Here is a 24,432-nt window from a genome sequence, read left to right as displayed (position 1 = left end):
TTAACTTGTTAAGTACTATTAACTAAGTCTTATGGAAATCTATTTAAACTCAATCACTAATGGTATCATCTACGCCATCAGCCTCTTCTGCGATTCTATGACTAACCCATACCTCTCTAATGACATTGCCATATTTATCAATGTGTATTGAATAAATATTCACTTCATCAGAATCACATGAAATACGATTACCACTATCATCAGTGCAAATATCCACCTGAATAGTACCGTTTTTGAATGGAGGGATTATTTGATCAAACTGATAAGGTAGAACGAATTCGCCCTGTACCGTCATAAATCCCCATATGTCATTTTGTTTTACTCCTACCGTACCCTCCGATACCCTAGTAATATTATCAAACTTAACAGGAAGCACCTCACTTCCTTGGCTGCTGACCATACCAAACGTCATACCAAAGTATTCTCTATCTCTTATGTCATCTATGTAAAACGATCGACTATTACAAGTCAAAGTTTCCGAGGTTAAATTCATTTTATCACTAGTTGCATTCTCTACGTCAGGCATTAACTCATTTTCTGCCTCAGCTTCTGCCTCTGCTTCAAGTCGGATATCATCTTCAAAGTCGACGTAACGATAATCTTTACAAAGTGGTACATTGCCCTTGTGTTTAGCCACTATTGCATAGCCCTGCTCGAAACTACTAATTGCATCGTATTCAAAAGGAATGATTTTATTACCTAGAGAGTCTATAACCCCCCATTTACCCTTAAGCATGACAGGTGCTAAACCATCTTTGAACGGTCTAACGTCTTCATAAGCTACCGCAATAACTTCTTCACCTAGGGTATTTATAAATCCCCATAAAAACAGATCGTCTTTCGAGTTGAGCGTTTGATTACGTTCTTTGTTATTACCAACGATTGCAAGACCTTCATCAAAGTCATGAGCATGATCATAGCCAACTGGCATAAATGCATTAAACGTATCAAGATATCCCCACTTGCTATTAAGCTTTACTCGAATTAAGTTATCTGATGACTCCCCAATAAATTCATAAAGTAATGGAACATGATGATTATTTATATCATATATTCCATACTTACCGTTTTTAGAGATTTTAAAGCGCTTTTCACTGATGAGTTCAACCTCATTATATTTGATCGGGACAACAATATGACCTTTTTTATCGGTGGCTCCCACTTTGCCATCCTTGACAAGACGTAACCAATTTCTGTCATTCCATTTAGAGTCTGAATAAAAACCACTAGGCTCATATTCGACTGGCAGTATCACCCGACCTGAATAATCGTATATTCCCATTTTGTCATTTTGATATACCAATATAATATGGTCTTCAGTATCAATCTCATCGAATACAACGGGTACTACTGTTTCACCTTTTAGGTTGATAGCGCCTTGCCGTCCTTGTAACTCAACCGTTGCAACCACTTCTTCATTAAGCTTTGAGTACTCAAAACCATAAATGATATTGTCGAATTTTGGCTCTACAATAATTTCACCTTTGGTATTAATAAACCCCCATTTATCATTTTGTTTAACCTCTGCTAATCCTTTAGCACCAAAACTCCCTGCCTCTTGAAAATCAAATTTGGCTATCTGTTTATTATCGGTATCGATAATTAGCCAATCCTCACCTTTTTTAACCAGCGCTCTGCCCATTACAAACCTAAAGGGAGTGTCATACTCTACGGGAATGACTATTTCGCCTTGACGATTCACGGCGCCATATTTATTTAATAGTTGGTTTTCTACAGAAGCTAACTCATCGTTAAATGAACAAAATGCAATTAAATTTAACTCTTTAGGCAGCTGATAACCTTTATCAAGTTGACAGCTAAAACTTGCTTGTACTTGTAAAGGAATGAATAAAATAATTATAGAAAGGATATAGCGCGCTTTTAAGATTTTGTTTACTACTGGATTATCTAAATAAAGGGTTTGCATAGACTTATGGTTTACCAAAGTAGGAATTTTAATTATGTGTATTAAATAACATGAGAATACAGTATATAATTTTTATTAGACTGTCTTAAAGGCGTTTTATAATTATTTCGATAATATTAACTGTGCTGAACGCACAAGGACTAGGGCATACTAACTGCAGAGAAGTGGTTAAATCTAAATATGTAGCTATTCGCGCTTTACGCTTCAATCATGGCTTGCACAGTGGCGGGCGCTAATGGCAACTGTCGTTCCTGTCATCTCGATAACGCCACTTGCCAAGCGCCCGCAACACTGTGCTGTGCCAAGTATATCCTTCCAGAAAACCCCCTTTAAGGGATTTTCTCTTGCGAACCTAAAATTGCAGTGCAATTTTTTAACGGTTCTCAAATCACGGCTAAACCGCTTCTACGGTGCAACGCTTGTCTATAGAACCAAATTTATGCTGTAGGATGCTCCGTGCGCACCTTTTTGAAAAACAATTGAGCATAATTGTTATAATTCGATTGGTACACGGGGCGCACCCTATTTAACTTATTATGTCACAAACGGATTTTCCCATGGATGAATCAATAAAACTATGGTTCAAAGAAGACTTCACAGACTTTGATTCAGAAGAAGGTTTAAATAGAGATAACCCGTTTGAGTTGAAACGTCTAAACGTACTTGTGGGTGCTAACAATGCTGGTAAAAGTCGCTTTATGCGTAACCTTGCATATTCCATCATTAATGAAAATAAAATCTTATACGAAACACCAAAGTCCGTTTTAAAAATTCTAAATGAAGTAGATGATTATTTTCGAAGTTTAAATTCTAAGATAGATATTGGTACAAATATTACGCACCTGCAAACGTATCATAGTATTGAAAACAACTATCAAATATTAATTAATAGAGTTCAAGAAATAAAGAATAGAATTGAGGGCACTAATGTAAATTCTTTAAATTCATACTCGAATGATTATGAAACAAGTATTATTAGTTTAATCCCGAGACAAACACTAAATTTTTTCCCTAAAGACAAATTCAATTTACTAATTAAACATCTAAAATCCCTACAGAGTGATATTTATCAACTGAGACTTCATAGTCATAATATTTTTTATTTAGACGCTTTAAGGAGTCTGAAGAAAATCTGTTATTCAAATAATGAATTAAATAATAATATCTCTCCACTACTAAACCGTACTTTACAAGACTACTCCTTCAAAGATAATCAAATCATCTCTGGAGAAGACTTTTTCGAACTTTTGACCGACTCCCTTTTAGGCAAACCTGAAGAAAGACAACGTATACAGGAATATCAACAAAAGTTATCGCATTACTTTTTCAATAATGAAACTATTACTATTATTCCACATTTAAAAAGTGACAGTATAGAGATTAAAATCGGTGTTGAAGACCAGTTCCCTATTTCAAAACTTGGCGACGGTCTGCAACAAATTATTATCCTAACCTATAAAGCTTTTCTGACTACAGAAACCTCATTTTTCTTCATTGAAGAGCCAGAAATGCACTTGCACGCAGGCTACGTTAAGCAGTTAATGAAATTTCTATTAGACGAGACTGACCATTATTATATGGCAACCAGTCATTCTAATTATCTACTAGACATGATTAATGAAGACAATCGTATTGCTTTGTATCGTGTTGATAAGAAACCCTTAGAAGACGATAAAAGCAAAAACGAAACCGTTATTAAACGCTGTAATGGCGACCGCACTATCTTACAAACGCTTGGCGTATCCCCGTCATCTGTCTTTTTAGCCAATTGTACTATTTGGGTAGAAGGTATCACTGACCGTCTTTACTTCGTGCAATATTTAAAGAAATACTTAGAAGAATTAAAAGACAATGATGCAGGAAAATGGAAAGACTATTCACGTTTTATTGATGGTTATCATTATACGTTTGTAGAGTATCAAGGTTCTAATCTCGAACACTGGGATTTTAGCGAAAACTCATTAGACCGCATTGATAGTAGCCAGATTAAAGGATTGGATGCTTTGCTAGTGACATCAAATGCGTTAGTAGTTGCTGATAGTGATATTAAAAACAAAAAGAGGTTTAAAGCGATTGACGAACAGTTAGGTGACCGAATTGTTATTACTAGAGGGAAAGAGACTGAAAACACTTTACCAAAAGAGCTTTTGATGAAAATGTTTTTTAAAAGGTGTCCTGATAACGGTTTAGCGAGCCAAGGCAATAAGAACAAACTAGCTTATAAAGTTATCTATTCAAACTTATTCAGTAGTAGCTACGAAGATTCTCCTAAAGGCATTGGAAAGTACCTTGATAATGTTCTAGACAAAATGCGTAAAACTAATGATTTACCTGAGCTAAATAAAGATGATAAACCTTTTACCTTTTCAGAAAGTGGACAAGGTACGATAAAAAATAAGACTGAATTTTGCCATGATATTGTTGAACTTATGCAAGATGAGGAATGGCAATTAACCGAATCAGCTAAGATGCTATGTGAAGCAATATTTGAACATGTTAAAAAGCACAACGCTTAATTTCATAATATAATTTCTAGTCCCGTACACTAACCAAAACTTTAACGGTGCGCACAGAGCACCCTATAAACAAAAAATCATGATAAATTTTGAACCTTGTGAAATACCTGAAAATCTTAAATACCATGTCTATGTACTTTTTAGTGTTACAACAAATATGGTAAAAGTCGGACGTTCTAACAAACCTGCACGAATCAAGGCTTTAAAAAGAATGAATTATGGTGATGTAACTGATTGGGAATGCTTTAGTATTACACCTCTGAATACACTACACGCTACTGTTGCGGTAGAAGCTATGACACATTCGCGTTTAACTGATGAAGGTAATCGTATACCAAGATTCAAGTGGACTAGACTGCCAGATAACAAGCAATGTTATGCTGATGAATGTTTTAGTTGTTCTCCTGAACATGCGACAACCATAACAAAAGAAATGACTTTACTTTATGAGCAATTTATTGCAATTCATTAAATAATACTACTTAAAATATGCCCAACCTGCTAATCATAACTCAAATAAGAAGTAGATAATTCCTAATTTGGCTTAGGGATGATTTAAAATAGTATGCGCCGTGTGCATCATTGTTATTGAAACATATTAAGAAAAAATTAATTTTGAGGTAGATTTTAATGTTTGAACATAATCCTAAAAATTTTGAACCCAAAGAACTTAAGACTATAAGTTTTAAAGCAAATAAGAATTTCGATAAGGAACAATCACAAAAGACCTTCGAAGGTAGTGCTAATTTAATGCGCCCACTAGAAGCAACTGAAGTTAGAAAAGTTATATCATCTAAAGGCAAAGCTATAGACGATCATTTCATAGTAAAATACGATTATACTAATTATCACTACCATAAAGAAAACTATATTATTACTGCTCTTACTTCTTATCACATGGTCGTAGCCTCTATATGCGAATATACTAAAGACAACCTACCTATGACTCTCACAGTGCTAGATGTTGAATATTGGAATAACCCTTTAATTTGTAAAGAAGCTATTGAAGTATTTCTTGGTGTATCATTTAATAAAATTCAAGAAAATATTCACTCTAAAAAATACTCATTAATTTACTTAACCAACTTATATCTTAGACCACTATCTTCTGAAGAAAAGGATTCACGTGAAAAAATACGTAGTGGCTATATAGTCTTTTAAACAAGGTTTTAATTTATGTTAGTAGATTTTTTAAACTCAATTTTCCGAAGGGACAAATATTTAAGTGACCTTAAAGAAAAAGAGCGTCAGCGTAAATTTGCAGAAAAAAAACGTTTAGATAATATTGCTAAATCAGAGAGGTTAAAACTCATTGATACTTACATGGCTGGCAAACCGAAAGACTATGCTGAAAGTGTAAAACGTTCGATGAGTTTTAAGATATCTGATTCTTCCTACAACTTTACTATCCCTAAATTAATTAAAGATTACCACTCAAAACAATGTGATTATATTTACCAGTCTATACATAATGAAATTAATCGACCAAAAGGTGCTGTGGATTTCTATTGGGATATATATACAATTACTTTTAAAAATGAAATCTACATTGGTATAACTACTGACTATCGCAAAAGAATACATACCCAACCTAAAGTAAAAAGAATTAGAGAGCTTGGAGAGTATTTTATTCATTACCATCAATTACCAGCAGTTTATGCTGGTGCTCTTGAGAAACTACTAATCGAATACTATTCATATAATGAGTTCTTTAAATGTAGAAATATTAACCCTGGGGGTGAGTTTGGGAAATGGGGTGTGTATTTAGATGAAAATGATCCTAGAAACTTAATCGATAAACAGAAATTAATTACTTTAAAAAATTATATTATTGAATGGGTAGATAAAAACTCTATAAATTATAAATAGTCTCTGTAGGTCGCCTCCCTCTCGCACTAATAACAACCTAACTAAAGCCTATTAATACTCTAAAAATTACTATAAATTTTTTCAGAACCTTCGGAAAATTCAACCTCACCACATCCCCAATCTGCAGGATAACTGCCCTCCCTAACCAACCTGTGAAAACTGGAATACGGCCAATCGGCCACATTATCTACCAATCCATGCTGAACAGGGTTGTAATGCAAATGTAACTATCCCCTAAAATAACACAGCTCAAACGTAGAATTTCTTATAAAATACCCATAAGGAGTTTTAACATGAGCAAACGAATGACTGAAACCCAAATAGTATCAATTTTAAAAGAAGCAGAAGCTGGAATACCTGCCAAAGAGCTGTGCCGTAAATACGGTATTGCTAGTTCAACCTACTACAAGTGGAAGTCTAAATACGGAGGTATGGAAGCCTCTGACGTCAAGCGACTAAAAGAACTAGAAGAAGAAAACCGTAGGCTTAAACAGATGTATGCTGATTTAAGCCTCAAATCACAAATGCAGGAAGAAATCATAAAAAAGCTATAGCGCCTGTCCTTGAACGTAAAGTCTGGGCACAAGAACTGCAGGCGCAGTATGGTGTTAGTATTGTGGTTAGCTGTCAGGTGGTCTGCATGAGTCGAACTGCTTATTACTACAAGCCTAAACTATCTGATGACAGTGAGATTATTGATGTCTTAAATGAGCTTACTGACAAGCATAATCGCTGGGGTTTTCCAAAGTGCTTTAAGCGTATGCGAGCACTTGGCTATTCATGGAATCACAAGCGCGTACATCGTGTTTACAAAGCGTTAAACTTAAACCTACGCCGTAAGACTAAAAGGCGACTGCCAGCACGCAATCCTCAGCCGCTAAGTGTGCCAAGTGCATTTGGGCATACTTGGTCTATGGACTTTATGAGCAATAAGCTACATAACAATATTCGCTTTCGAACCTTTAATGTGATTGATGATTATAACCGTGAAGTATTAGGCATTGATATTGGTACCAGCATCCCCTCACTTCGAGTGATTCGCTACCTTGATCAGCTAGCCGAGTGGCATGGTTACCCTAAGCAAATTCGTGTGGATAATGGTAGTGAGTTTACCTCACACGTATTCACTGATTGGGCATCGGCTCACGGTATTTACATTGACTATATCGAACCTGGTTGTCCTTATCAGAATGCTTATATTGAACGGTTTAATCGCAGTTATCGCAATGAGGTTTTAGATTGTTACCTTTTCAACAATTTAAACGAGGTCAATCAACTGACTGAAGATTGGATTGAGGTTTATAACACCCAAAGACCCCATGATTCACTTGATGATATGACACCTGCCCAGTACAGACAGGTGGCTTAACGATTCTACGATGATGTTGTGTTAAAGATGGGGTATTTACACAAATAATCCATATATGCGATTAGATCTTGCTCATTGCGTATCTTATGTTCATAAAACCGTCTTTGCCAAATGCCTTTCTCATTTCTCTTTATTTTTGATGCACTTAATTTATCGTGGGGCAGATGATACTGCGGACACGCCTGTGTGGTAAGTCGCTTAATCTGCGACCAACTCATACTAAAATTCGCATCATCCATTGGCAACTGCCAAATACAATTGAGATGGTCAGGCATTTGCGCCCATGCCAATATTTCAAAAGGGAATTGTTGCTGAATGAGTTTGATACTCTGTCTAAATGCGTTAAGAAAATCGTCATTACACATTATTTTTCTACGTTCATACGCCACTACCGTAAAAAAGTAGATGCCACCTTGAGCGTTAAAGCGTATATATCGCGGCATTATTTTTACCATTGTTTTGTATGAATTGGTGCGCACGGCGCACCCTACGGGAGATCATATTCGTTCAATTCTTTACTTACGAAAAGCTAGTACGATGCTTTCACAGCTAAACAATTATAGCCTGATGTCAGATTGATTATGTAGGGTGCGCCCTGCGCACCATTTCATTGACCTATTTATGAGAGGAAATCACACAGCTAAATCACCATAGCCTAACTTTGCCTTAGGTGCGGTTTAGCCCCGATTGTAGCGGATATACTTGTTTGACCACTGTGTCGCGGTGACTTAGCCAGTAGCGGTATCGAGACAACAGGAACGCTACTGGCTATTAGTCACCGCCACAGTGGGTAGACAAGATAGGAACGAAAAGATACCATCTTATATGTCAACTCAAATTACTATCAAATAGCAACTTGAGGTTTGTATTTGCTTTGGTGCTTTATCACACCATAGCAAATCTGTAATAACTTTCTCATACCTGCAATCAAAGCCACTTTTTTGCATTTTCCTCTCTTCAGCAGTCGCTCATATAGTTGCTTAACATCAGGATTGCAACTAATTGCAGATAAAGCACACATAAACAGCTTCGATCGTAGGTTGCCATCCCCTTTTTTACTAATACGGCTTCTTCCTTTAAAGATTCCTGACTGTATATGTATAGGGGTTAATCCAACAAATGAGGCACATTGCGAAGCATCCTTAAAGTCCTTAGATAGGAGTAGCGACAATACATTCGGTGCGACTGTCTTACCTATGCTTGGAATGCTAACTAGGTTGTCATAGCCTAACTTTAAGTCAGGATGATTACCTATGTGTTTATCTATTTTGGCTTGGATGATATCTATTTGTTCGTTATAAGTGTCTATCACTTGTTTTATAGATTGGGCGATATCGTTGTCATAGCTTTTTCTAGATTCAACTTTTTCTAGACGGTTGCTTTCTCGCTTTTTATCAGCCTTGAGCGTGTCTAAACGGTCTAGCAGATACTTGAGCTTTCTCACGTGCTCAGGTTCTGGCTGCCATGCTTTAGGGTGCCTTGTATAGGCGTATTGCGCGAGTACGTACGCGTCTTGTTTGTCGGTTTTGTGATGACTGCCGATGGCACCTGCAAATTGTTTGGCATATGCCGGATTAATAACGGATACTGTATAGCCTTTACTATGTAGATCATAGGCTAGGTTCTCATAGTATATGCCTGTGGCTTCCATGATGATAAGACATTCATCCGGTTTCTTGTTTGTGCTTTGCTTAGCTAGCCATTTGGTAAAGATTGCAAAGCCTTTTTCGTCATTAGTAAAGGTTTTGCTGTGGGCTTTGTTTTTAACCTTTTTACCTTCTTTGTTTAGCCATGTTGCGTCAAATTTAGCTTTGGATATGTCAATTCCAACGTATACTTGATAGGTCATTTCTTTGCATTTCCCTTGTGAATACAGTGTCTCTTAGTTTTATTTTCTAAGGCACTTTGATACCATTCAATCTAAAGAAATACAGGTAGAGGGCTTTATCTTTGCGTCGAGCTCTTTGGCTATAGCGGGATCACTAGCTCACTCTACCTGCTACCATAGCTAAGGTTAACACTTATCTATGGCTTTTTTAACATACAAGCGGGAATAGCTACTTATAAAACCTCGCCTACCCTTCATCTAAAGCCAACACATTGATAATCAGCTTAATCAGTGTTTCTTTTTGGTTCTAATGTTCGACTTGATAGGTTTTATCATCTTGGGCAGTTGTCGCAAATTCTGCGATAACTGAAGTCTTCAGAAAAGCTTATACCGATAACAGCAATTGATTAAGCGATGATGATAAGCGCACTTATGCCATCTCTAACCCCGATTGGACAGATTATGTAGAATTATGGGACAATCTTTATGAGCCAACACGCATTAATAGATGAGTGCCTTTTAACCAACCACGAGAGTTTTTAGCATTGAGACAGCCTTTTGGTACTTAGCCAGTATTGATTGCCCTCATTGGTTGCCCTCATTCTACGTTTATTCACCTTTAGGCAGCCCCATTATGGAAAAACCCTCATTTTATAGTAAACTTTGGCGCTTTAATGCGGTTGTGATTGCCCTAGCTGGTACAGGTGCACTATTAATGGTAATTATCGGCTTGATTGCGTTAGCAGTAGATATTTTAGGCGATATGACGCGTGGTATTTCAAGACAGAACATGGTTAACGTTGAGGACAGTATTGAGATTAATGAGGACTTGTTTTACGGCGATCCGTCCGTGGTAACAGGCACGAGCTTTATGAAAGTTCCGCTTAATACGAGTCAGTCTTATGAGCGAGGCGGCAGCTCTTATGGCAGTAAAGAAACCATTTCAACACGTAATTTACTGTTTTATAATTTACAGACACAGGCGCATCGTTGGTTGATTAACCAAAACCACTATTTGATGAAGTCAAACCCGTTACGCGCTGAGCAAGCCTCGGAATTTAGACAAGTTGGCGAATCAGAAACGGCTGTTAACGCTTATGCCTATCAGGTAGTCAAGGCGGATACCAATGGCGATAAAAGGCTCACCTTTAATGATGACATTACCTATGCGCTATCGAAACCTGATGGGTCGGGATATGTCGAGTTGATTGAGGATATTTATCAGGTTTTAGACACTGAATATATAGGCGATAATACTTATGCGGTGGTGTATCGCAAGACGGATGACCTGTTTGTTGCGACGATTGATGTTAATCAGCTTGCATTAATTAGCAATGCGGCGTTACCAGCGTATTAGGGTTAACCGTCTATTCGGGTTTTTGCACACCTTCGTACTTCTTCACACGGCGACATTTATCTGAGCAATACACCATACTGTCCCAGTTTTTATCAAGCTTTTTAGACCAGCTAAACTCACGCTGGCAGACAGGGCATTCTTTTAAGCGGGCGTTCTTTTTCTTATGAGCCATAATTTTATCTTAAACAGTCTTGTCTTGAATTAAGGGTTGGGTTGCAAGATGTATGGATATAGAAGCTGGGTTTGCACCGTTGCTTGCAATGTTGTTTTTAGTCTGAGGCTTGGTCATCTCCTATCCTTATATCTTTAATACGTTTATTTACGCCGCTATATGTTTATTTTGCCACACCTCACAAACTACTAAAAAACAACATCTGATACAACGCCTCAATGGAATCAACTTTGGTAAACTGCCCTTTGTTCACAGTACGAATATTAGGCCGCTCATTTTTGACGCCCTCGCTATTTGCTTTAACGTGCTTGGCAATTTTAGCATCGTCTAGCCCCAGTAACCGCTTGCCCGCCGCGCTTCCTAAAAAGTAGAACGAGGTAAACGCGAGCGTGTCCTCATCAAAGACAATCCATACCACGCATCCTGACGGTTTGGTGGCGAGCTTGGTGTTTATCTTTTGGCGGGACGTTCTACCGCCAAGTTTGGAGGCTTTGAGCTGAATGTGGCGTATCACGTTGTTGTTCTCTAACACGATATCACAGCCTGCGTTATCCACTTCTGGCTTTAGTACCTCTAGTGCGCAATCGCCTTGTTGCCATGATAGTTTTAGCATCTCACTGACAAAGACATGCTCGATAAGCTTTTCTCTAAAACTGGAATGAATGGAATGTTTGCTCATGATAGTTATCACCATTTCTTTTTTTAGTATTAGGCTTCACAATCTATTAAATAAAGGGTTAATACCCTTTCGCAACTAATGCCTTAACCTTGTCGCACCCCTCTTCATAATGTTGAATATCACACGTTTTTTGATACATCGCTTTGGCTAGCTTATAATCTTGCTGTAGACCAATACCCTGCTCGTACATCTCACCGAGTCTATACATCGCTTCAAGATACTCATCATCGGCGGCTTTTTGATAATAGCGAATAGCCGTCTCATAGTTTTGCGGCACACCCAACCCTTGCTCGTATAACTCACCTAATTTATATTGAGCCCCGACATAACCTATCGTGTCTGATTTTTCAAACCAGTCAATGGCATGGTTATAATTTTGGGCGACCCCTTTACCCTCTAAATACATCAAACCAAGGTTGTATAAAGAGATGCCTTCGTTTTGCATAGCCGCTTTGTAGTACCACTCCCTTGCCTTACTATAGTCCTGAGGAACGCCCTTCCCTTCTTCATACATTACACCAAGAAAATGTTGCGCACCTGCATCGCCTTGATCGGCAGCTTTGTTCAGCCAGTTTAGCGCTTTGGCGTAATCTTGCTCGACCCCACTGCCCGATTCGTACATCATACCAAGCGCAAATTGCATGCCAGCATCGCCTTCATTGGCAAGCTTTGTGTACATCTCTACACCCGTATCAACATTGGCGGTTGTATCTGAATGGAATATTTGATGGGTAGCCACGTATTGCTGGGCGAGTGGATAACCCATATCTGCAGCTTGTTGTATCCACTTTAGTGCTTCTGTGTTATCCACATTACCGTTTTGACTACTTAAAATAAACATGCCTTGTTTATAGAACTGTTCAGCCGTTATATTATCGGTTATAAGACAATAACAGTCGGTATGGGCATTGGCTTGATGAGGCATTGCAAACAAGGCAAAGACGACCGTAGCCATTGTTATAAAGGATGGCGAACTAAAAGCGATCTTATGCTTCTTTTTTTGATTTAAGGTTTGATTTGGGCTGGTATTTAAGGCGTTTTTAAAGGGCATCGTCAATCTCTAATAGGATTATATAGTCAAAGAACTTTAAAGTAGTCAGAAGGCAATCGAGTGCGAGTACTACTTCAGTATGCTTAGCGAGGTTAACACCGTGACTCTTCATAAGTTCGTCGACGCTATCATCCTCAAACTGGACGCGAATGTCAGCCTGTCCATCTTCTCTTTGATAGCTCTCTATGTTTGCGGTGTTGTTTTTAGTTTAAGTCTTGGTCATAACCTGTCCTAATATTATGCGTGTTTATTTATATGGGATGTTTGCTGATAATTATGTTCACCACTTTATCTTTAGCTATGTAGAATGTTAAAGCTCAATTGTCACAGCTTAGCATTCAAGTGATTTTTTTACATGCAAATCGTATTTTCATTAAGATAAGATAATCGATGAATTCTCAAATCGCATTATTTCCCTATCAAACATTTTAACCTATCAAAGCTTAATCTTTCTCAATACTGCTAATACTGACAACTCTCTTGCCTTATCAAAACTTAAATAACCCAATCACCAGATACACGTATGCCCGTCTAATCACTTGGCACGCATATTGCTTCATTATTATTAATATCAGTTTTTAATAAATATTTGTTATTTTTTTAGGAGATAGACAGTGTCTTATATTGATCCGAGTGAGTTTGCAACCAAAATGGTCGATTCGGGCGTCTCGAAGATGACCATGTCGACCCGCGATACCTTTGTTCGTGCCTTTATGGCAGGTGCGGTATTGGCATTGGCTGCCTTTTTTGCTATTAACGTCGCCACCAATACGGGCAATCCATTATTAGGCGCGCTACTCTTCCCGGTTGGCTTTATCATGCTTTATCTCATGAAGTTTGACCTGTTGACTGGCGTATTTACCTTAGTACCATTAGCAGTTATCGATAAACGACCAGGGGCAACGATGGGTCAATTATGGCGTAACTGGGGCTTGGTGTTTATAGGTAATTTTTGCGGTGCGATCACCGTTGCCTTCTTAGCTTCGTTTATTTTAACCTACGGTTATCAAACCGATGGCGGCGCAATTGCAGCTAAAGTAGGTACGATTGGTGAATCTCGTACTTTAGGGTATCAGTCGCACGGTTGGGGCGGTTGGCTCTCTATCTTTATTCGTGGCATGCTTTGTAACTGGATGGTGTCGATGGGCGTAGTGGGTGCAATGATTTCTACCTCTGCTACGGGTAAAATGCTTGCCATGTATATGCCTATCATGCTGTTCTTTTATATGGGTTTTGAGCACTCGATTGTTAATATGTTCTTATTCCCGTTCTCAATGATTATGGGTGGCGACTTTACGGTTATGGACTATTTAGTCTGGAACGAAATTCCTACCGCTTTGGGTAACTTGGTAGGCGGTTTGGTATTTGTCGGTTTACCGTTATATCTTACTCACGTTCGTACCCGCCCAGAACGCAATATTAATCCTATGACTTAAAATGCAGTACGTTAAATAACCGAATAGTTTGTGTAAAAGCAACTATAAGCAGACTTTAGATGCTTTGGTAATTGCAAATAGAGTTAATGAACCTCACCTGATCAATATTTAGGTGAGGTTTTTTAGAAAGAATAGTTTGATTGTGCTAGGGCGTATCATCATTTTAAAAATGGAGATAAAAATAAGATAAATCGCAGTCAGACAAGGAAAATAAAGCATTAAATATCGCGATATTTACCAATTATTTGACGAAGTATGTCAAGATTTAGCTATTTTTAGCCCAATTAAATGAAATTGTACGAATTGATGAAACGCCCTAGGTGGATATAAATTATGACTGAATCAAAATTAGACGAGATTATTGCTAATGATGACCTTGATAGTAACGGTATAGATTCGTTCAATAATACACCGAACCATACTAATTTAACCCCAACGCTTACTTTAACTCACTATACGCAGACAGGTACTAATAAAAGTGAGAATCAAGATGCTTTGCTTGCCTATATACCACCACATGCTAAGCCTTCTTTATTTAGCAGTTACGGCGCTATATTTGCGTTAGCCGATGGTATTAGTAGCAGTGTATTTGGCAAAGAAGCCAGTCAAATTGCGGTCAATGGCTTTATTAACGATTACCTTGCTACTCCTGAAACGTGGTCAGTTAAAACGGCTGGGGTTCGAGTACTTTATGCATTAAATTCGTGGTTAGTTAGCCAAAGCCGTCAAGGCGGGCACAGCTTTAATAAGGACAAAGGCTATGTGTGCGCGTTAACTGTCATGATTGTACAATCACGTACTATACATATTTTTAGTACAGGCGATGTACGCGCCGTGGTGGTGCAAGATAACGAGGTAACTAAGCTCACCCAAGAGCATCGCCAAATATATGATGATGATAAGGTCTATTTAAGTGCAGGATTAGGACTGGATGACCATTTGCGTTTGGATTACATCAGTTATGAAGCGGTAGAGGGAGCGTCTTATTGCTTGGTAACCGATGGTGTGCATGAGTTTATTACTGACAACACTTTGGTTGATACTGTTAATATCAGTGCAATCAATACAAGCTCTGCTGATACTAACTTCGAAGATAATCTACAGGTTAACCGTGCCCAACAGTTGTGTCAGCTCGCAGTAGATGCTGGTTCCAACGACGATGTTAGTGCGTTAATAGTAGATATCCATGCCCTACCTGAAGCGTTACTAAGCGAGCTCTATACTCAAAATCGTCACTTACCTGCTGTAGATGGTTTACGTAAAGATGATGTGATAGATGGTCTGCGGGTTATCAGAACCTTAAGTATAACCCCACGTAGTCATACTTATTTGGTAACTACTCATAACGATGATGAAATCAATTCAAATAAACATGGGGATTCACCTATTTATGTGTTAAAAACCCCCTCGGTCGAAAAGCAGAACGATCAAGCTCACATAGATGCCATGCTGATGGAGGAATGGATAGCAAGACGTTTGGACAACGACCACTTAATGCGTGCACCACAAGTGTCTCTACCACGAACTAAATGTTATACCCTTAGTAACTATGTTGAAGGACAAAGCTTAGACCAGTGGATGCACGAACATCCGAAGCCCGGCCTTAACCAAGTTCGCGCTATAATCGAACAAATAGCTAACGGACTACAGGCATTGCACCGTAGTGAGATTATTCATCGTGATTTACGCCCAAAAAATGTACTTATTGACGAACAAGGTACAGTGACAATTATCGACTTTGGTGAAGCGTTACTAATCGGGTTAACAAATGACACCAATATGGCAAACTCTGCGTTTGATATCCCTGGTAGCTTGCAATATAGTGCGCCTGAATACATGCTTAGCAGTCTGGGTAGCGAACAAAGTGATATCTTCAGTTTAGGTGTGATCACTTACCAGATGCTAAGCGGTCATCTGCCTTATGGAATGAAATTAACCAGTGCCTACACAAAAAAAGCTCAACAACAATTGTCGGTGCGCCCTTTAAGTGAGTATGCTGTTGACGTGCCACAGTGGATAACTTATGCCATCAATAAAGCCCTTGCTATTGATCCCAAGCGACGTTATGGCGAAGTGTCTGAATTTATTTATGAGTTAAATCATCCCAGTCAGAACTTCAGACCTCAAGCAAGCTTATCCTTTATTGAGCGTGATCCATTACGCTTTTGGCAAGCACTTTGCGGTGTATTGATGCTAATAGTCGTCGGACTGATAACCCATCAATATCTTTAGTTTAACGTGATAGTTGTAGTGCCCGTTTTTTGTTATTGAAACATCATAAATATCTATCAGGTATCAACAATAAATCAACTTTACCACGTTTTATAAGGTAAGAACTTACCATTAAACACAATCACGACTCTATCACCTTTTGGATCTTCTTCCTTATCAACATCGATAGAAAAATCAATCGCGCTCATGATGCCATCGCCAAATTGCTCTTGTACCACCTCTTTAATGCTGGGACCATATATTGCTACCGCTTCATACAAACGATAAATAAGCGGGTCTTGTGGCACATCTTTGCCCCAGCTTTTGGTTGGATATTCCATCAAAACTATTTTTGCCTCGTCGGTTAAGTCCAGCACCTCACATAGTTTTTGAGCAGGCTCCTCTAGCATACTATTATTACCAAAACACGCTGAGGTTACCCACACCACGCCCATGCCTACCGCATCGGCAATTTCTTGCCAACTTAACCCTTTGTCTTTTTTAGCCAAGATAATCGTTTCTGTTAACTCATCGCGTGTCATCATCTGCTCCAATAGTGGTTTGTTTAAAGCGCAACTTATTGCTTAAAATCATGGGTTGCTTTAAATGTGCTGCAAATGCTATTCCACATTACCTTTAAAATTAAAATCTGTCTCACTTATATAAGTTAATTAAAAAGCATATGTCTACTAAGGTATTACAGCGCTTATATATGGGCATATTTTGTATCATTAAACGATTTAGATTAGTGCGCTTTCGTCCTACCGCTCTAACCAACCTTCTGTTAAGCTTTAAAAATCGATATATAATAATGGCACCGACTGTTCTATACGGCATTAGGATATAAATATGTCTTTACTTATAAACTTACTCATACTATCTGCTATTGCCTTCACTCAAGTGAGTTGCAGTTATGAATCAAAGAATTATCCAGCACAAAGCGAACACATTGCCATGGATAACGGGAACTCTAAATATTTGTCATACTTAGGGAATTGGAATAAGGACAGGTATGACGAAGACAATCAATTAATATCAACCCTATCTCTTACTATTAACCATATATCTGAAATAAAAATCGGCGGTGAATACTGTTACATAAGTAGATATGGTGCAAAAATCGATTGTGATAGTGATTTTGGAGGAGAGGCTCTAGGTAATAATCAGTATCTGATCAATTTCACCAGCTCTTTTGGCAATTTAGAAGGTAAAGCAATCCTCACGCTTGCTCCCGATCAAATAAAATGGGAGTTAAAGGAGTTTCCAGCTGATTTAGGCGTTTCTGTTCTTAAAAAAGCCACTTTAGTAAAGCAAACGAGTAGACAATGCCTAGATTTAGAAAATAAAAACGGTAGCAAAACGAGTTATCAATTTACGCCTCGAAAAGAATGTAATGATCTGAATAGAGCTTCTCAGCTAGAGATTACTAATCTGCCCATCACACTTAGAGATTTTGCTACATGTTATGAGGATTACTGCGCCGCTAGATATCCCATTCATGATATGGAAGATGTAACAGCTAACTTACGTGAAGATTTTGATTTAGTTTATGAGCCTGAAACAGTGCTTCGACTACCAAATATCAATGATATTGAGGTTTATATCTTAGCTAGAAATTATACAGATGTAGAGGAATATGGGCTGGTTACTTTCAACGGTCATATCATTGACAGTATGATCATTGGTAGAGTTGGTACAGAGGACTATCTTTCAGAATTTGGCTTCGCTATTTCCAATGATTATCAGCAAATTGAGTTAACCTATAACGATCCACATACCCCAAAACTGTATAGAATCGATGATAGTGGAAAGATACAGACACTTGAATGATGCCTACACGCTATACTCTGATTGTTTAAGCGTACTGATCGTTTAAGCATTGTTGAATTCGTCCTAAGTACTGTTTCGAGATCTATGCATCGCGTAAAGACAGGGATATAAAAGTGGCGAAGAAGTGATTAAATCTGAGTTTGTAGCTAAAACTTTTGAGATGTTTCCGGTAGCGTGGGTGTTAACCCACGACTTTCATTATTGGTACTAGGGTGTAAACACGCTAACATTACTTCGAAAAAGTGGTTTCGCCCCGATAGTAGTACTCAACCTACTATTTTAATTCATCTGCTGCTACTCCAAATTTCTCTTATAACATTACCAAATTTATCAATATGCCTTGTATGGTTATTCACCTCATCCGCCATACAAGAAATAGTATTGTCTTCATCATCAGTGCACATGTTTGTATAAAGGGTACCGTTCTCAAAAGGTGGGGATACTTCATCAAATTGATAGGGCATCACTAAATCATTATTTTGAGACATAAACCCCCACTTATTTTCATTTCTTATACCTATCATCCCTTCATAAACTTGAGTAACGTTGTCAAACCTGATTGGAAGCACCACCTTACCTTGGGTATTTATTAATCCATATTTCATATTTGACTGCTCTCTATTATCATAAGAGTTTATATAAAGAGGGGTTTCACAGTCTATCTGCGTGTCTATCAAACTATCGACTTCAAGCATCGTCTCTTCTTCAACATCTTCTACAAAAGATAAAGAAGGATTGGTTTGGGTTGGACAAATAGGCTTATCTACCTTTCTTTTTGAAACGATTGCGTATCCATTTTCAAATTGACTTATACCATCATACTTAAAGGGCGCGACCTTATAATTTTGAAAGTCTATAACACCCCATTTACCTTTAAGTTTGACAGGCGCTAACCCTTCCTTAAATGGTCTAACTTCCTCATATTCTAAAGGGATTACTTCTTCTCCTAACGTATTAATATAGCCCCATAATAGATTATCGTTACTGCTTTGTGATGAAGTTGAATTACCCACAGAGGCAAGTCCTTCGTGGAAGTCATAGGCCTCATTATAGTCGATAGTTATGAGTGAATTAGAATTATCTAAATACCCCCATTTATCATTATATTCAACTCTAGTCATAAAATTAGAGGTTTGAGCGATAGAATCGAACATCATTGGAACTTCTAGGTCGCCCTTGGTGTATATTCCATATTTATTATTTTTAGAAACTTTAAATCGATCATGGCTTATGACATCAACCTTATCAAACTCTACAGGAACAACCATACTACCTTTTCGATTTACGGCACCTACTTTATCGTCTCTTACAACAATCATTCCGTTTTCGTCTGGCCATATAGAGTCTGAATAAAATCCTATACCAGGTTCAAACTCGACGGGTTGAATCATTTGTCCATCATAACCATAAATACCCATTTTTTCGTTTTTATAAACCAACATCACGTTTTCATGAGGCTGAATATCATCAAATATAGGTTCTACAATGATGATGCCCGTCCTATTGATTACACCTTGTTTACCATCTAATTCGAATATAGCAACGACTTCTTCATTTAGGCTCGGATAGCCAAAACCATTGACGAAGCTGTCGAATTTTGGCTCTACAATCTTTTCACCTTTAGTATTAATAACGCCCCACTTGCCATTTTCTTTGAACAGTCCCAATCCTATGGATCTAAAATTATGAGCATCTTGAAAGTCGAATGTAGCTATCTCATTGTTATTGGTGTCAATAATTAACCATTTATCACCTTTTTGAACGAGCGACCTACCATGGCTAAAACTGACAGGAGAATCATATTCGAAAGGTATAACGGGAATACCTTGACGGTTAACCGCTCCATATTTGTTTGTGGGTACATGCACTGCTGAAGCCAATTCATGCGTAAAAGTACAAAACCATGTCAATGATACGTTTTCAGGAAGCTCATGACCTTTATTAAGATGACAACCCATAAAAGCTTGAGCCTCTGGCAGCAGTATAATAGTAAGTACAATAAGGGCTTTTTGATACATTTTATTTATAAAGCCAAAGGGTGTATTTAGAGTTTGCATCATGTTGTCAACTTTGTCTCTGTATTCTTAAAAGAAGGGTTTGGGTGATATACAATATGTTTTGTTTGGATCTTAACATTTACTATATCAGTTATCTAAATAATTGGTTTGATGATTTTTGACTCATATCTTGTCAATTTTAAAGCGCTTTCATCAACGAAGCGTCCAAATTCAAGCTATATGATAGTATGGAGACTGACTATAACGCGCTATTATTTCTAGCATATACTATCTAAGGATCTTAAATGGCTATATTGAACCGTTTGTTTAATAAAAAATTTGCACTTGCTGCCATTCCCGTAGCGTTAGGCTTGTCAGCTTTGCGTTCTACATCATCTAACGCTGTCACTAGAGTCGCTACCAATAAACTAATGGATCTAGCGCGTCATCAAGCAAATTTAGAGCTCAAGTCGTTTAAGTTCACATCCGGAGACACCTTAGTTTATGCCGAAAGTCGCCCCGATTTAGGTAAAGCAGGCAAGCCCAAAGGTGAGCCGCTGCTACTGATACATGGCTTTGGCGGAAGTATGTTTAACTTTATCCGAATCTCCAAAAAATTTGATGAGTATCATGTGATTATTCCTGATTTATTAGGCTTTGGGGACTCGGATAAGCCAATGGATGCAGACTATCATTCCGATGCACAAGCTAAGCGACTGCATGAGTTGATGCACGCGAAGGGATTAACCTCAGATTTGCATATTGGTGGTAATTCGATGGGCGGTGCTATCGCTGTGGCGTATGGGGCGATGTATCCAGATGAGGTGGGTAGTGTGTGGTTGATAGATAGCGCAGGATTTTGGACGGTAAGACCTCAAAGCACTGTAGAGAATACAACATTAGAAAATGCAACGCTTGATAACAATCCGCTCTTGGTGAGTAGCTATAAAGATATCGATAAACTGCTTAAATTAACCATGCATAAAACGCCTTATATGCCGCGATTTATAAAAGTGGTAATGGCAGATCAGAGGCAGGCAAACAGAGCACTTGAGACAATAATTCTTGAGCAAATCACTAATGATAACGTTGAGAAGCGGGCAAAAGTCATCGCTGAGCATAATATTCCGACGTTAGTGACTTGGGGTGATAAGGATGCCATTATTAAGCCTGAAACCGCAGAGCATATTAAGACCATTATTCCACAAGCCAAAGTCATTATGATGCAAGACATTGGTCATGTACCTGTTATAGAGGCAGTCAAAAAAGTTGCGGAGGATTATAAATCTTTTCGAACATGGATAGAGTAAAGTTTATTTCAATAGATTTTTCTGCTTTTATTTCATTTATTCATTTATTCATTTATTCATTTATTCATTTATTCATTTATTAATTTATTTATTTAGTTTGGGCTGTCATTTGTGATCTCTTTTTAGGATTCTTTCAAGCTTACCTTCTAGCTGTCATTCTAACACTCATGTCTGCTGACATTTTTATAGCTACATCTATTAAAATTTGCAACCTCATATTAATTCCTTTTATTAGACCTAATTTATTCATTTATAAATAGGTTGATATATATTAAATAAGGTTGAATTATTACCTTTACTAACTATTACTATTAATTTTACTTAGTTTATATATATAAAGAATGTGGTAGATAATGTGAAAGATTTTGTATTTCAAATAGCTGCGCTAATCAATAGTTTATAACGTTTCAGTATGGTTGAACTCTATATATATAAATACGACTAGATAGCGCATTTAGTATTTTTAATGGTGGTTTGTAATTAAAAACAGTGTATACTCATACAATACGTAAGTTTTGTTATTAATATGTAATTTATATAAATTAATATTTAATTTTAGGTCAATAATAAGCGGTGCAAATCAATTGTATGATTAAAACGCACAATAATAATGGCTCAAATATTTCTATTTCTTCTTATCTAGATAAGAAGGTTATCAATTATCAAATTCTATTTGTTTGCTTTAGCTATGCATTGGCAGCTTTTGACTTTCTTATCTATCTTCATATCGCCGACGTGATTGCAAAGGTGTTCTTCCCAAATACAGACAGTGTGGCTTTAATACAATTAAAGATCATTGGTTTAATGAGTATTGGCTTTTTATCTCGTCCTCTAGGGGCGATACTAATTGGTAGATATGGCGATAAAAAAGGTCGTAAACCTGCTTTTTTTGTTAGTATCGCTTTATTGGCTATTACCACATTGTTAGCGGCATTTTTACCCACCTATGCGCAAGTTGGTATTCTTGCGCCTATCTTGTTTATCTTTATTCGTATGCTACAAGGCATCGCATTTGGCGCGCATGCCCCGCTTAGTTGGGTGTTTATAGCAGAGCACACCAAACGAAGCCGTTTGGCGACGTATTGTAGTTTGGCGGTGGCCGGCGGTATATTTGGTTCTGTCATATCGGTTGTATTTGCTAAATTACTGGTCGGAGTCTTAGAGCCACAAGCTTTAGTTGACTACGGATGGCGTATTCCTGCGGTTATGGGTGGCGTGCTGACTGCTCTAATGCTTTTGATGTGGCGCCGTATAAAAGAGACCCCGGTATTTGAAAATCACCAACTTAATCGTCATAGTGACTCCAATATGTTATCAAGCGATAATGTGGTTGGTATTAGATCCGCCGCTGTATTATCTTCAGCGATTTCGTTTGTTAGAGCCAGCTTGATTATGGTAGTGATGATATTACTGCCCAAACTTATTGCTTTAAAGTTCCAAACAGAGCCTAATTTTGTGATGTATGCCAGTTTATTTGCGTTGGTAACGCAGATAGTGGGCTGTATTTTTTATGGCGTTTTGGCCGATAAAATCGGTATGTCAAAGACATTTATGTTGGCAGCGTTGGCGTTATCCATTCAGATTTGGATGTTTTATGCGTATCTGGCGAATGGACAGGGCGATTATATTCTTCCTATGTACGGGTTATTAGGATTTTGTACTGGTATGATTGGGCTATGTACCGCCATATTTGTTCAACTCTTTCCAACTACCATTCGTCTATTTTCAGTATCAGTGTCTTATAACACAATATCAGCAATATTGGGTGCCGTCCTACCTTACTTTTTGTTTAAGATGACTAGTCAGATAAGCTTTGCGCCTGCGCTGTATCTCTCTATAGTCGGTATCAGCGCCTTTATTATTGGTTGGCATTTGCAGCAAAGAGAAACTTTTGGTGAGTTGTACAACTCTGATGAAAGCGCAAAAAAATATAGTTTATAAGCTAAGTTTGCAACATAAGGTTTTATTTGTATAAACGAATAAGGCCTTATCTTTATCAAAGCATTTGTTTAATACCGTATTATCTTACCCCTACTCCTGAGCCTTCGTATTTAGCCTTCGTATTTAGCCTTCGTATTTAGCCTTCGTATTTAGCCTTCGTATTTAGCCTTCGTATTTAGCCTTCCTATTTAGCCTTCCTATTTAGCCTTCCTATTTAGCCTCTAAACGGCCTCGCCCCAGTAGTAATACGCAACCATACTCACTCGATCATCATAGCCTTGCTCGCCTGCTACTTCAAATCCTGATTGCGTTATAAGCGCTTCAATATCTCTATCCAGATGACACCCGCCCGCTATTGGCTTCCATACAGGGGTGATGGTTTTTTGGATTTTATTTATTATTTTTGGCTGCGGTGCCAAACCATGTTCGGCATAATATAACTTACCAGAAGGTTTTAGTACCCGTCTCATTTCGCTTAGCGCTTTAGTAGGATCATCGATAGAGCAAAGCGTAAACGTCATAACAATACTGTCGATACTATTATCTTCAAGCGGTAGCTTTTTGGCAGACATCATCTTCACAATAAACTCAATACCTGCATTTTCAAAACGCTGCGGCGCGTTGATATGTATGAAAGGGTCAACGCCAATCACACGGGTCACCTTTTCGCTATTATAGAACTTGGCATTGTGTCCACTACCAACGCCCACCTCAAGCACCACACCACTGGCCTTAGGAACCACAAGTTGTCTTTTTTTACTGATACTATCTAAACTACACGCTTTGTCTATAATGACAGGTAGAATCTTGCTGTCATATAATTTTTTGAGGGTTGCAAGTTGCGCAAGTGGGTTTATCATAAGCTTCTTAGTTCAGTAGATTTATCAATGAGTTTAAACGTGTAGGGATAAGCGTCATTTGTCATCAATATGACGTCAT

Annotated in this window: 20 protein-coding genes; 11 read left to right on the top strand and 9 right to left on the bottom strand. The window is 37.9% G+C overall.

What is annotated here, in order from left to right; all coding sequences use genetic code 11:
* Positions 1 to 49: 49 nt before the first annotated feature.
* A complete protein-coding gene (locus tag AC21OH_RS01555) occupies positions 50 to 1,927 on the bottom strand; it encodes a WG repeat-containing protein (RefSeq protein ID WP_487370906.1) in 1,878 nt (625 codons plus the stop codon).
* Between the two features lie 557 nt (positions 1,928 to 2,484).
* Between AC21OH_RS01555 and AC21OH_RS01550 the strand changes: the two genes are divergently transcribed.
* The 5 genes from AC21OH_RS01550 to AC21OH_RS01530 all read left to right on the top strand — a co-directional run bounded on the left by AC21OH_RS01550 (position 2,485) and on the right by AC21OH_RS01530 (position 7,681).
* The gene (locus AC21OH_RS01550; RefSeq protein WP_487370907.1) at positions 2,485 to 4,443 is read left to right on the top strand and encodes an AAA family ATPase; all 1,959 of its coding nucleotides are present in this window, start codon (positions 2,485 to 2,487) and stop codon (positions 4,441 to 4,443) included.
* A 79-nt stretch (positions 4,444 to 4,522) separates the two neighbouring features.
* Entirely contained in the window at positions 4,523 to 4,915 is a 393-nt protein-coding gene (locus tag AC21OH_RS01545) for a hypothetical protein (protein ID WP_487370908.1), read from the top strand.
* 158 nt (positions 4,916 to 5,073) lie between these two features.
* Positions 5,074 to 5,604: a hypothetical protein gene (locus AC21OH_RS01540; RefSeq protein WP_487370909.1), complete on the top strand. Its 531-nt coding sequence runs from the start codon at positions 5,074 to 5,076 to the stop codon at positions 5,602 to 5,604.
* Positions 5,605 to 5,619: 15 nt separating this feature from the next.
* Entirely contained in the window at positions 5,620 to 6,312 is a 693-nt protein-coding gene (locus AC21OH_RS01535) for a hypothetical protein (RefSeq protein ID WP_487370910.1), read from the top strand.
* 293 nt (positions 6,313 to 6,605) lie between these two features.
* Positions 6,606 to 7,681, top strand: a protein-coding gene (locus AC21OH_RS01530) for an IS3 family transposase (protein WP_491139564.1) whose coding sequence is annotated in 2 segments (ribosomal slippage) — positions 6,606 to 6,861 and positions 6,861 to 7,681 — 1,077 coding nt in all. Because the reading frame shifts where the segments join, the coding sequence is not laid out codon by codon here.
* A 5-nt stretch (positions 7,682 to 7,686) separates the two neighbouring features.
* Here AC21OH_RS01530 and AC21OH_RS01525 read toward each other — a convergent pair.
* Together AC21OH_RS01525 and AC21OH_RS01520 are read right to left on the bottom strand one after the other, a co-directional pair.
* On the bottom strand, positions 7,687 to 8,124 hold the full coding sequence (locus tag AC21OH_RS01525) for an REP-associated tyrosine transposase (RefSeq protein ID WP_491139927.1): 438 nt from the start codon (positions 8,122 to 8,124) through the stop codon (positions 7,687 to 7,689).
* 401 nt (positions 8,125 to 8,525) lie between these two features.
* On the bottom strand, positions 8,526 to 9,530 hold the full coding sequence (locus AC21OH_RS01520) for an IS110 family RNA-guided transposase (protein ID WP_487371723.1): 1,005 nt from the start codon (positions 9,528 to 9,530) through the stop codon (positions 8,526 to 8,528).
* A gap of 613 nt (positions 9,531 to 10,143) precedes the next feature.
* Between AC21OH_RS01520 and AC21OH_RS01515 the strand changes: the two genes are divergently transcribed.
* A complete protein-coding gene (locus tag AC21OH_RS01515; RefSeq protein ID WP_487370445.1) occupies positions 10,144 to 10,866 on the top strand; it encodes a hypothetical protein in 723 nt (240 codons plus the stop codon).
* Positions 10,867 to 10,876: 10 nt separating this feature from the next.
* Here the strand turns inward: AC21OH_RS01515 and AC21OH_RS01510 are convergent, their stop codons facing one another.
* From AC21OH_RS01510 to AC21OH_RS01500, 3 genes are all read right to left on the bottom strand, one after another.
* Positions 10,877 to 11,038 (bottom strand): DUF2256 domain-containing protein, encoded by a 162-nt coding sequence (locus AC21OH_RS01510; RefSeq protein ID WP_486536840.1) that lies wholly within the window; start codon positions 11,036 to 11,038, stop codon positions 10,877 to 10,879.
* A 178-nt stretch (positions 11,039 to 11,216) separates the two neighbouring features.
* Positions 11,217 to 11,717 carry a hypothetical protein gene (locus tag AC21OH_RS01505; RefSeq protein WP_487370446.1) on the bottom strand — a complete coding sequence of 167 codons (501 nt, stop codon included), beginning with the start codon at positions 11,715 to 11,717 and terminating at the stop codon, positions 11,217 to 11,219.
* 58 nt (positions 11,718 to 11,775) lie between these two features.
* Entirely contained in the window at positions 11,776 to 12,768 is a 993-nt protein-coding gene (locus AC21OH_RS01500) for a tetratricopeptide repeat protein (protein WP_487370447.1), read from the bottom strand.
* Positions 12,769 to 13,382: 614 nt separating this feature from the next.
* Between AC21OH_RS01500 and AC21OH_RS01495 the strand changes: the two genes are divergently transcribed.
* Positions 13,383 to 14,204 (top strand): formate/nitrite transporter family protein, encoded by an 822-nt coding sequence (locus AC21OH_RS01495; RefSeq protein ID WP_486536811.1) that lies wholly within the window; start codon positions 13,383 to 13,385, stop codon positions 14,202 to 14,204.
* 333 nt (positions 14,205 to 14,537) lie between these two features.
* Positions 14,538 to 16,436: a bifunctional protein-serine/threonine kinase/phosphatase gene (locus AC21OH_RS01490; protein ID WP_487370448.1), complete on the top strand. Its 1,899-nt coding sequence runs from the start codon at positions 14,538 to 14,540 to the stop codon at positions 16,434 to 16,436.
* 80 nt (positions 16,437 to 16,516) lie between these two features.
* On the opposite strand, the gene cynS is transcribed toward AC21OH_RS01490, so the two are convergent.
* Positions 16,517 to 16,960: a cyanase gene (gene cynS, locus AC21OH_RS01485; RefSeq protein ID WP_487370449.1), complete on the bottom strand. Its 444-nt coding sequence runs from the start codon at positions 16,958 to 16,960 to the stop codon at positions 16,517 to 16,519.
* 304 nt (positions 16,961 to 17,264) lie between these two features.
* On the opposite strand from cynS, the gene AC21OH_RS01480 reads away from it, so the two are divergent.
* Positions 17,265 to 18,245, top strand: coding sequence for a hypothetical protein (locus tag AC21OH_RS01480; protein WP_487370450.1), 981 nt, complete (start codon positions 17,265 to 17,267; stop codon positions 18,243 to 18,245).
* A gap of 284 nt (positions 18,246 to 18,529) precedes the next feature.
* Here AC21OH_RS01480 and AC21OH_RS01475 read toward each other — a convergent pair whose 3' ends face one another.
* Positions 18,530 to 20,305: a WG repeat-containing protein gene (locus tag AC21OH_RS01475; protein WP_487370451.1), complete on the bottom strand. Its 1,776-nt coding sequence runs from the start codon at positions 20,303 to 20,305 to the stop codon at positions 18,530 to 18,532.
* Between the two features lie 242 nt (positions 20,306 to 20,547).
* Here AC21OH_RS01475 and AC21OH_RS01470 point away from each other — a divergent pair, with 242 nt between their 5' ends.
* Both AC21OH_RS01470 and AC21OH_RS01465 read left to right on the top strand, forming a co-directional pair.
* Complete coding sequence (locus AC21OH_RS01470) at positions 20,548 to 21,552, top strand: alpha/beta fold hydrolase (RefSeq protein WP_487370452.1); 1,005 nt, start codon at positions 20,548 to 20,550, stop codon at positions 21,550 to 21,552.
* A 588-nt stretch (positions 21,553 to 22,140) separates the two neighbouring features.
* Positions 22,141 to 23,493, top strand: a complete 1,353-nt coding sequence (locus AC21OH_RS01465) for an MFS transporter (protein ID WP_487370453.1) — start codon at positions 22,141 to 22,143, stop codon at positions 23,491 to 23,493.
* A gap of 221 nt (positions 23,494 to 23,714) precedes the next feature.
* Here the strand turns inward: AC21OH_RS01465 and AC21OH_RS01460 are convergent, their stop codons facing one another.
* A complete protein-coding gene (locus AC21OH_RS01460) occupies positions 23,715 to 24,353 on the bottom strand; it encodes a class I SAM-dependent methyltransferase (RefSeq protein WP_486536614.1) in 639 nt (212 codons plus the stop codon).
* Positions 24,354 to 24,432 lie beyond the last annotated feature (79 nt).

The organism is Psychrobacter sp. CX10, assembly GCF_057621575.2.
Note: the sequence above shows the minus strand (reverse complement) of the source record. Positions and strands in the feature narration are given on the sequence as shown.

Bases quoted from the DNA above. Each gene is read 5' to 3' on its own strand.
- AC21OH_RS01555 (WP_487370906.1), bottom strand. From the start codon at position 1,927: ATGCAAACCCTTTATTTAGATAATCCAGTAGTAAACAAAATCTTAAAA.
- AC21OH_RS01550 (WP_487370907.1), top strand. From the start codon at position 2,485: ATGGATGAATCAATAAAACTATGGTTCAAAGAAGACTTCACAGACTTT.
- AC21OH_RS01545 (WP_487370908.1), top strand. From the start codon at position 4,523: ATGATAAATTTTGAACCTTGTGAAATACCTGAAAATCTTAAATACCAT.
- AC21OH_RS01540 (WP_487370909.1), top strand. From the start codon at position 5,074: ATGTTTGAACATAATCCTAAAAATTTTGAACCCAAAGAACTTAAGACT.
- AC21OH_RS01535 (WP_487370910.1), top strand. From the start codon at position 5,620: ATGTTAGTAGATTTTTTAAACTCAATTTTCCGAAGGGACAAATATTTA.
- AC21OH_RS01525 (WP_491139927.1), bottom strand. From the start codon at position 8,124: ATGCCGCGATATATACGCTTTAACGCTCAAGGTGGCATCTACTTTTTT.
- AC21OH_RS01520 (WP_487371723.1), bottom strand. From the start codon at position 9,530: ATGACCTATCAAGTATACGTTGGAATTGACATATCCAAAGCTAAATTT.
- AC21OH_RS01515 (WP_487370445.1), top strand. From the start codon at position 10,144: ATGGAAAAACCCTCATTTTATAGTAAACTTTGGCGCTTTAATGCGGTT.
- AC21OH_RS01510 (WP_486536840.1), bottom strand. From the start codon at position 11,038: ATGGCTCATAAGAAAAAGAACGCCCGCTTAAAAGAATGCCCTGTCTGC.
- AC21OH_RS01505 (WP_487370446.1), bottom strand. From the start codon at position 11,717: ATGAGCAAACATTCCATTCATTCCAGTTTTAGAGAAAAGCTTATCGAG.
- AC21OH_RS01500 (WP_487370447.1), bottom strand. From the start codon at position 12,768: ATGCCCTTTAAAAACGCCTTAAATACCAGCCCAAATCAAACCTTAAAT.
- AC21OH_RS01490 (WP_487370448.1), top strand. From the start codon at position 14,538: ATGACTGAATCAAAATTAGACGAGATTATTGCTAATGATGACCTTGAT.
- cynS (WP_487370449.1), bottom strand. From the start codon at position 16,960: ATGATGACACGCGATGAGTTAACAGAAACGATTATCTTGGCTAAAAAA.
- AC21OH_RS01480 (WP_487370450.1), top strand. From the start codon at position 17,265: ATGTCTTTACTTATAAACTTACTCATACTATCTGCTATTGCCTTCACT.
- AC21OH_RS01475 (WP_487370451.1), bottom strand. From the start codon at position 20,305: ATGATGCAAACTCTAAATACACCCTTTGGCTTTATAAATAAAATGTAT.
- AC21OH_RS01470 (WP_487370452.1), top strand. From the start codon at position 20,548: ATGGCTATATTGAACCGTTTGTTTAATAAAAAATTTGCACTTGCTGCC.
- AC21OH_RS01465 (WP_487370453.1), top strand. From the start codon at position 22,141: ATGATTAAAACGCACAATAATAATGGCTCAAATATTTCTATTTCTTCT.
- AC21OH_RS01460 (WP_486536614.1), bottom strand. From the start codon at position 24,353: ATGATAAACCCACTTGCGCAACTTGCAACCCTCAAAAAATTATATGAC.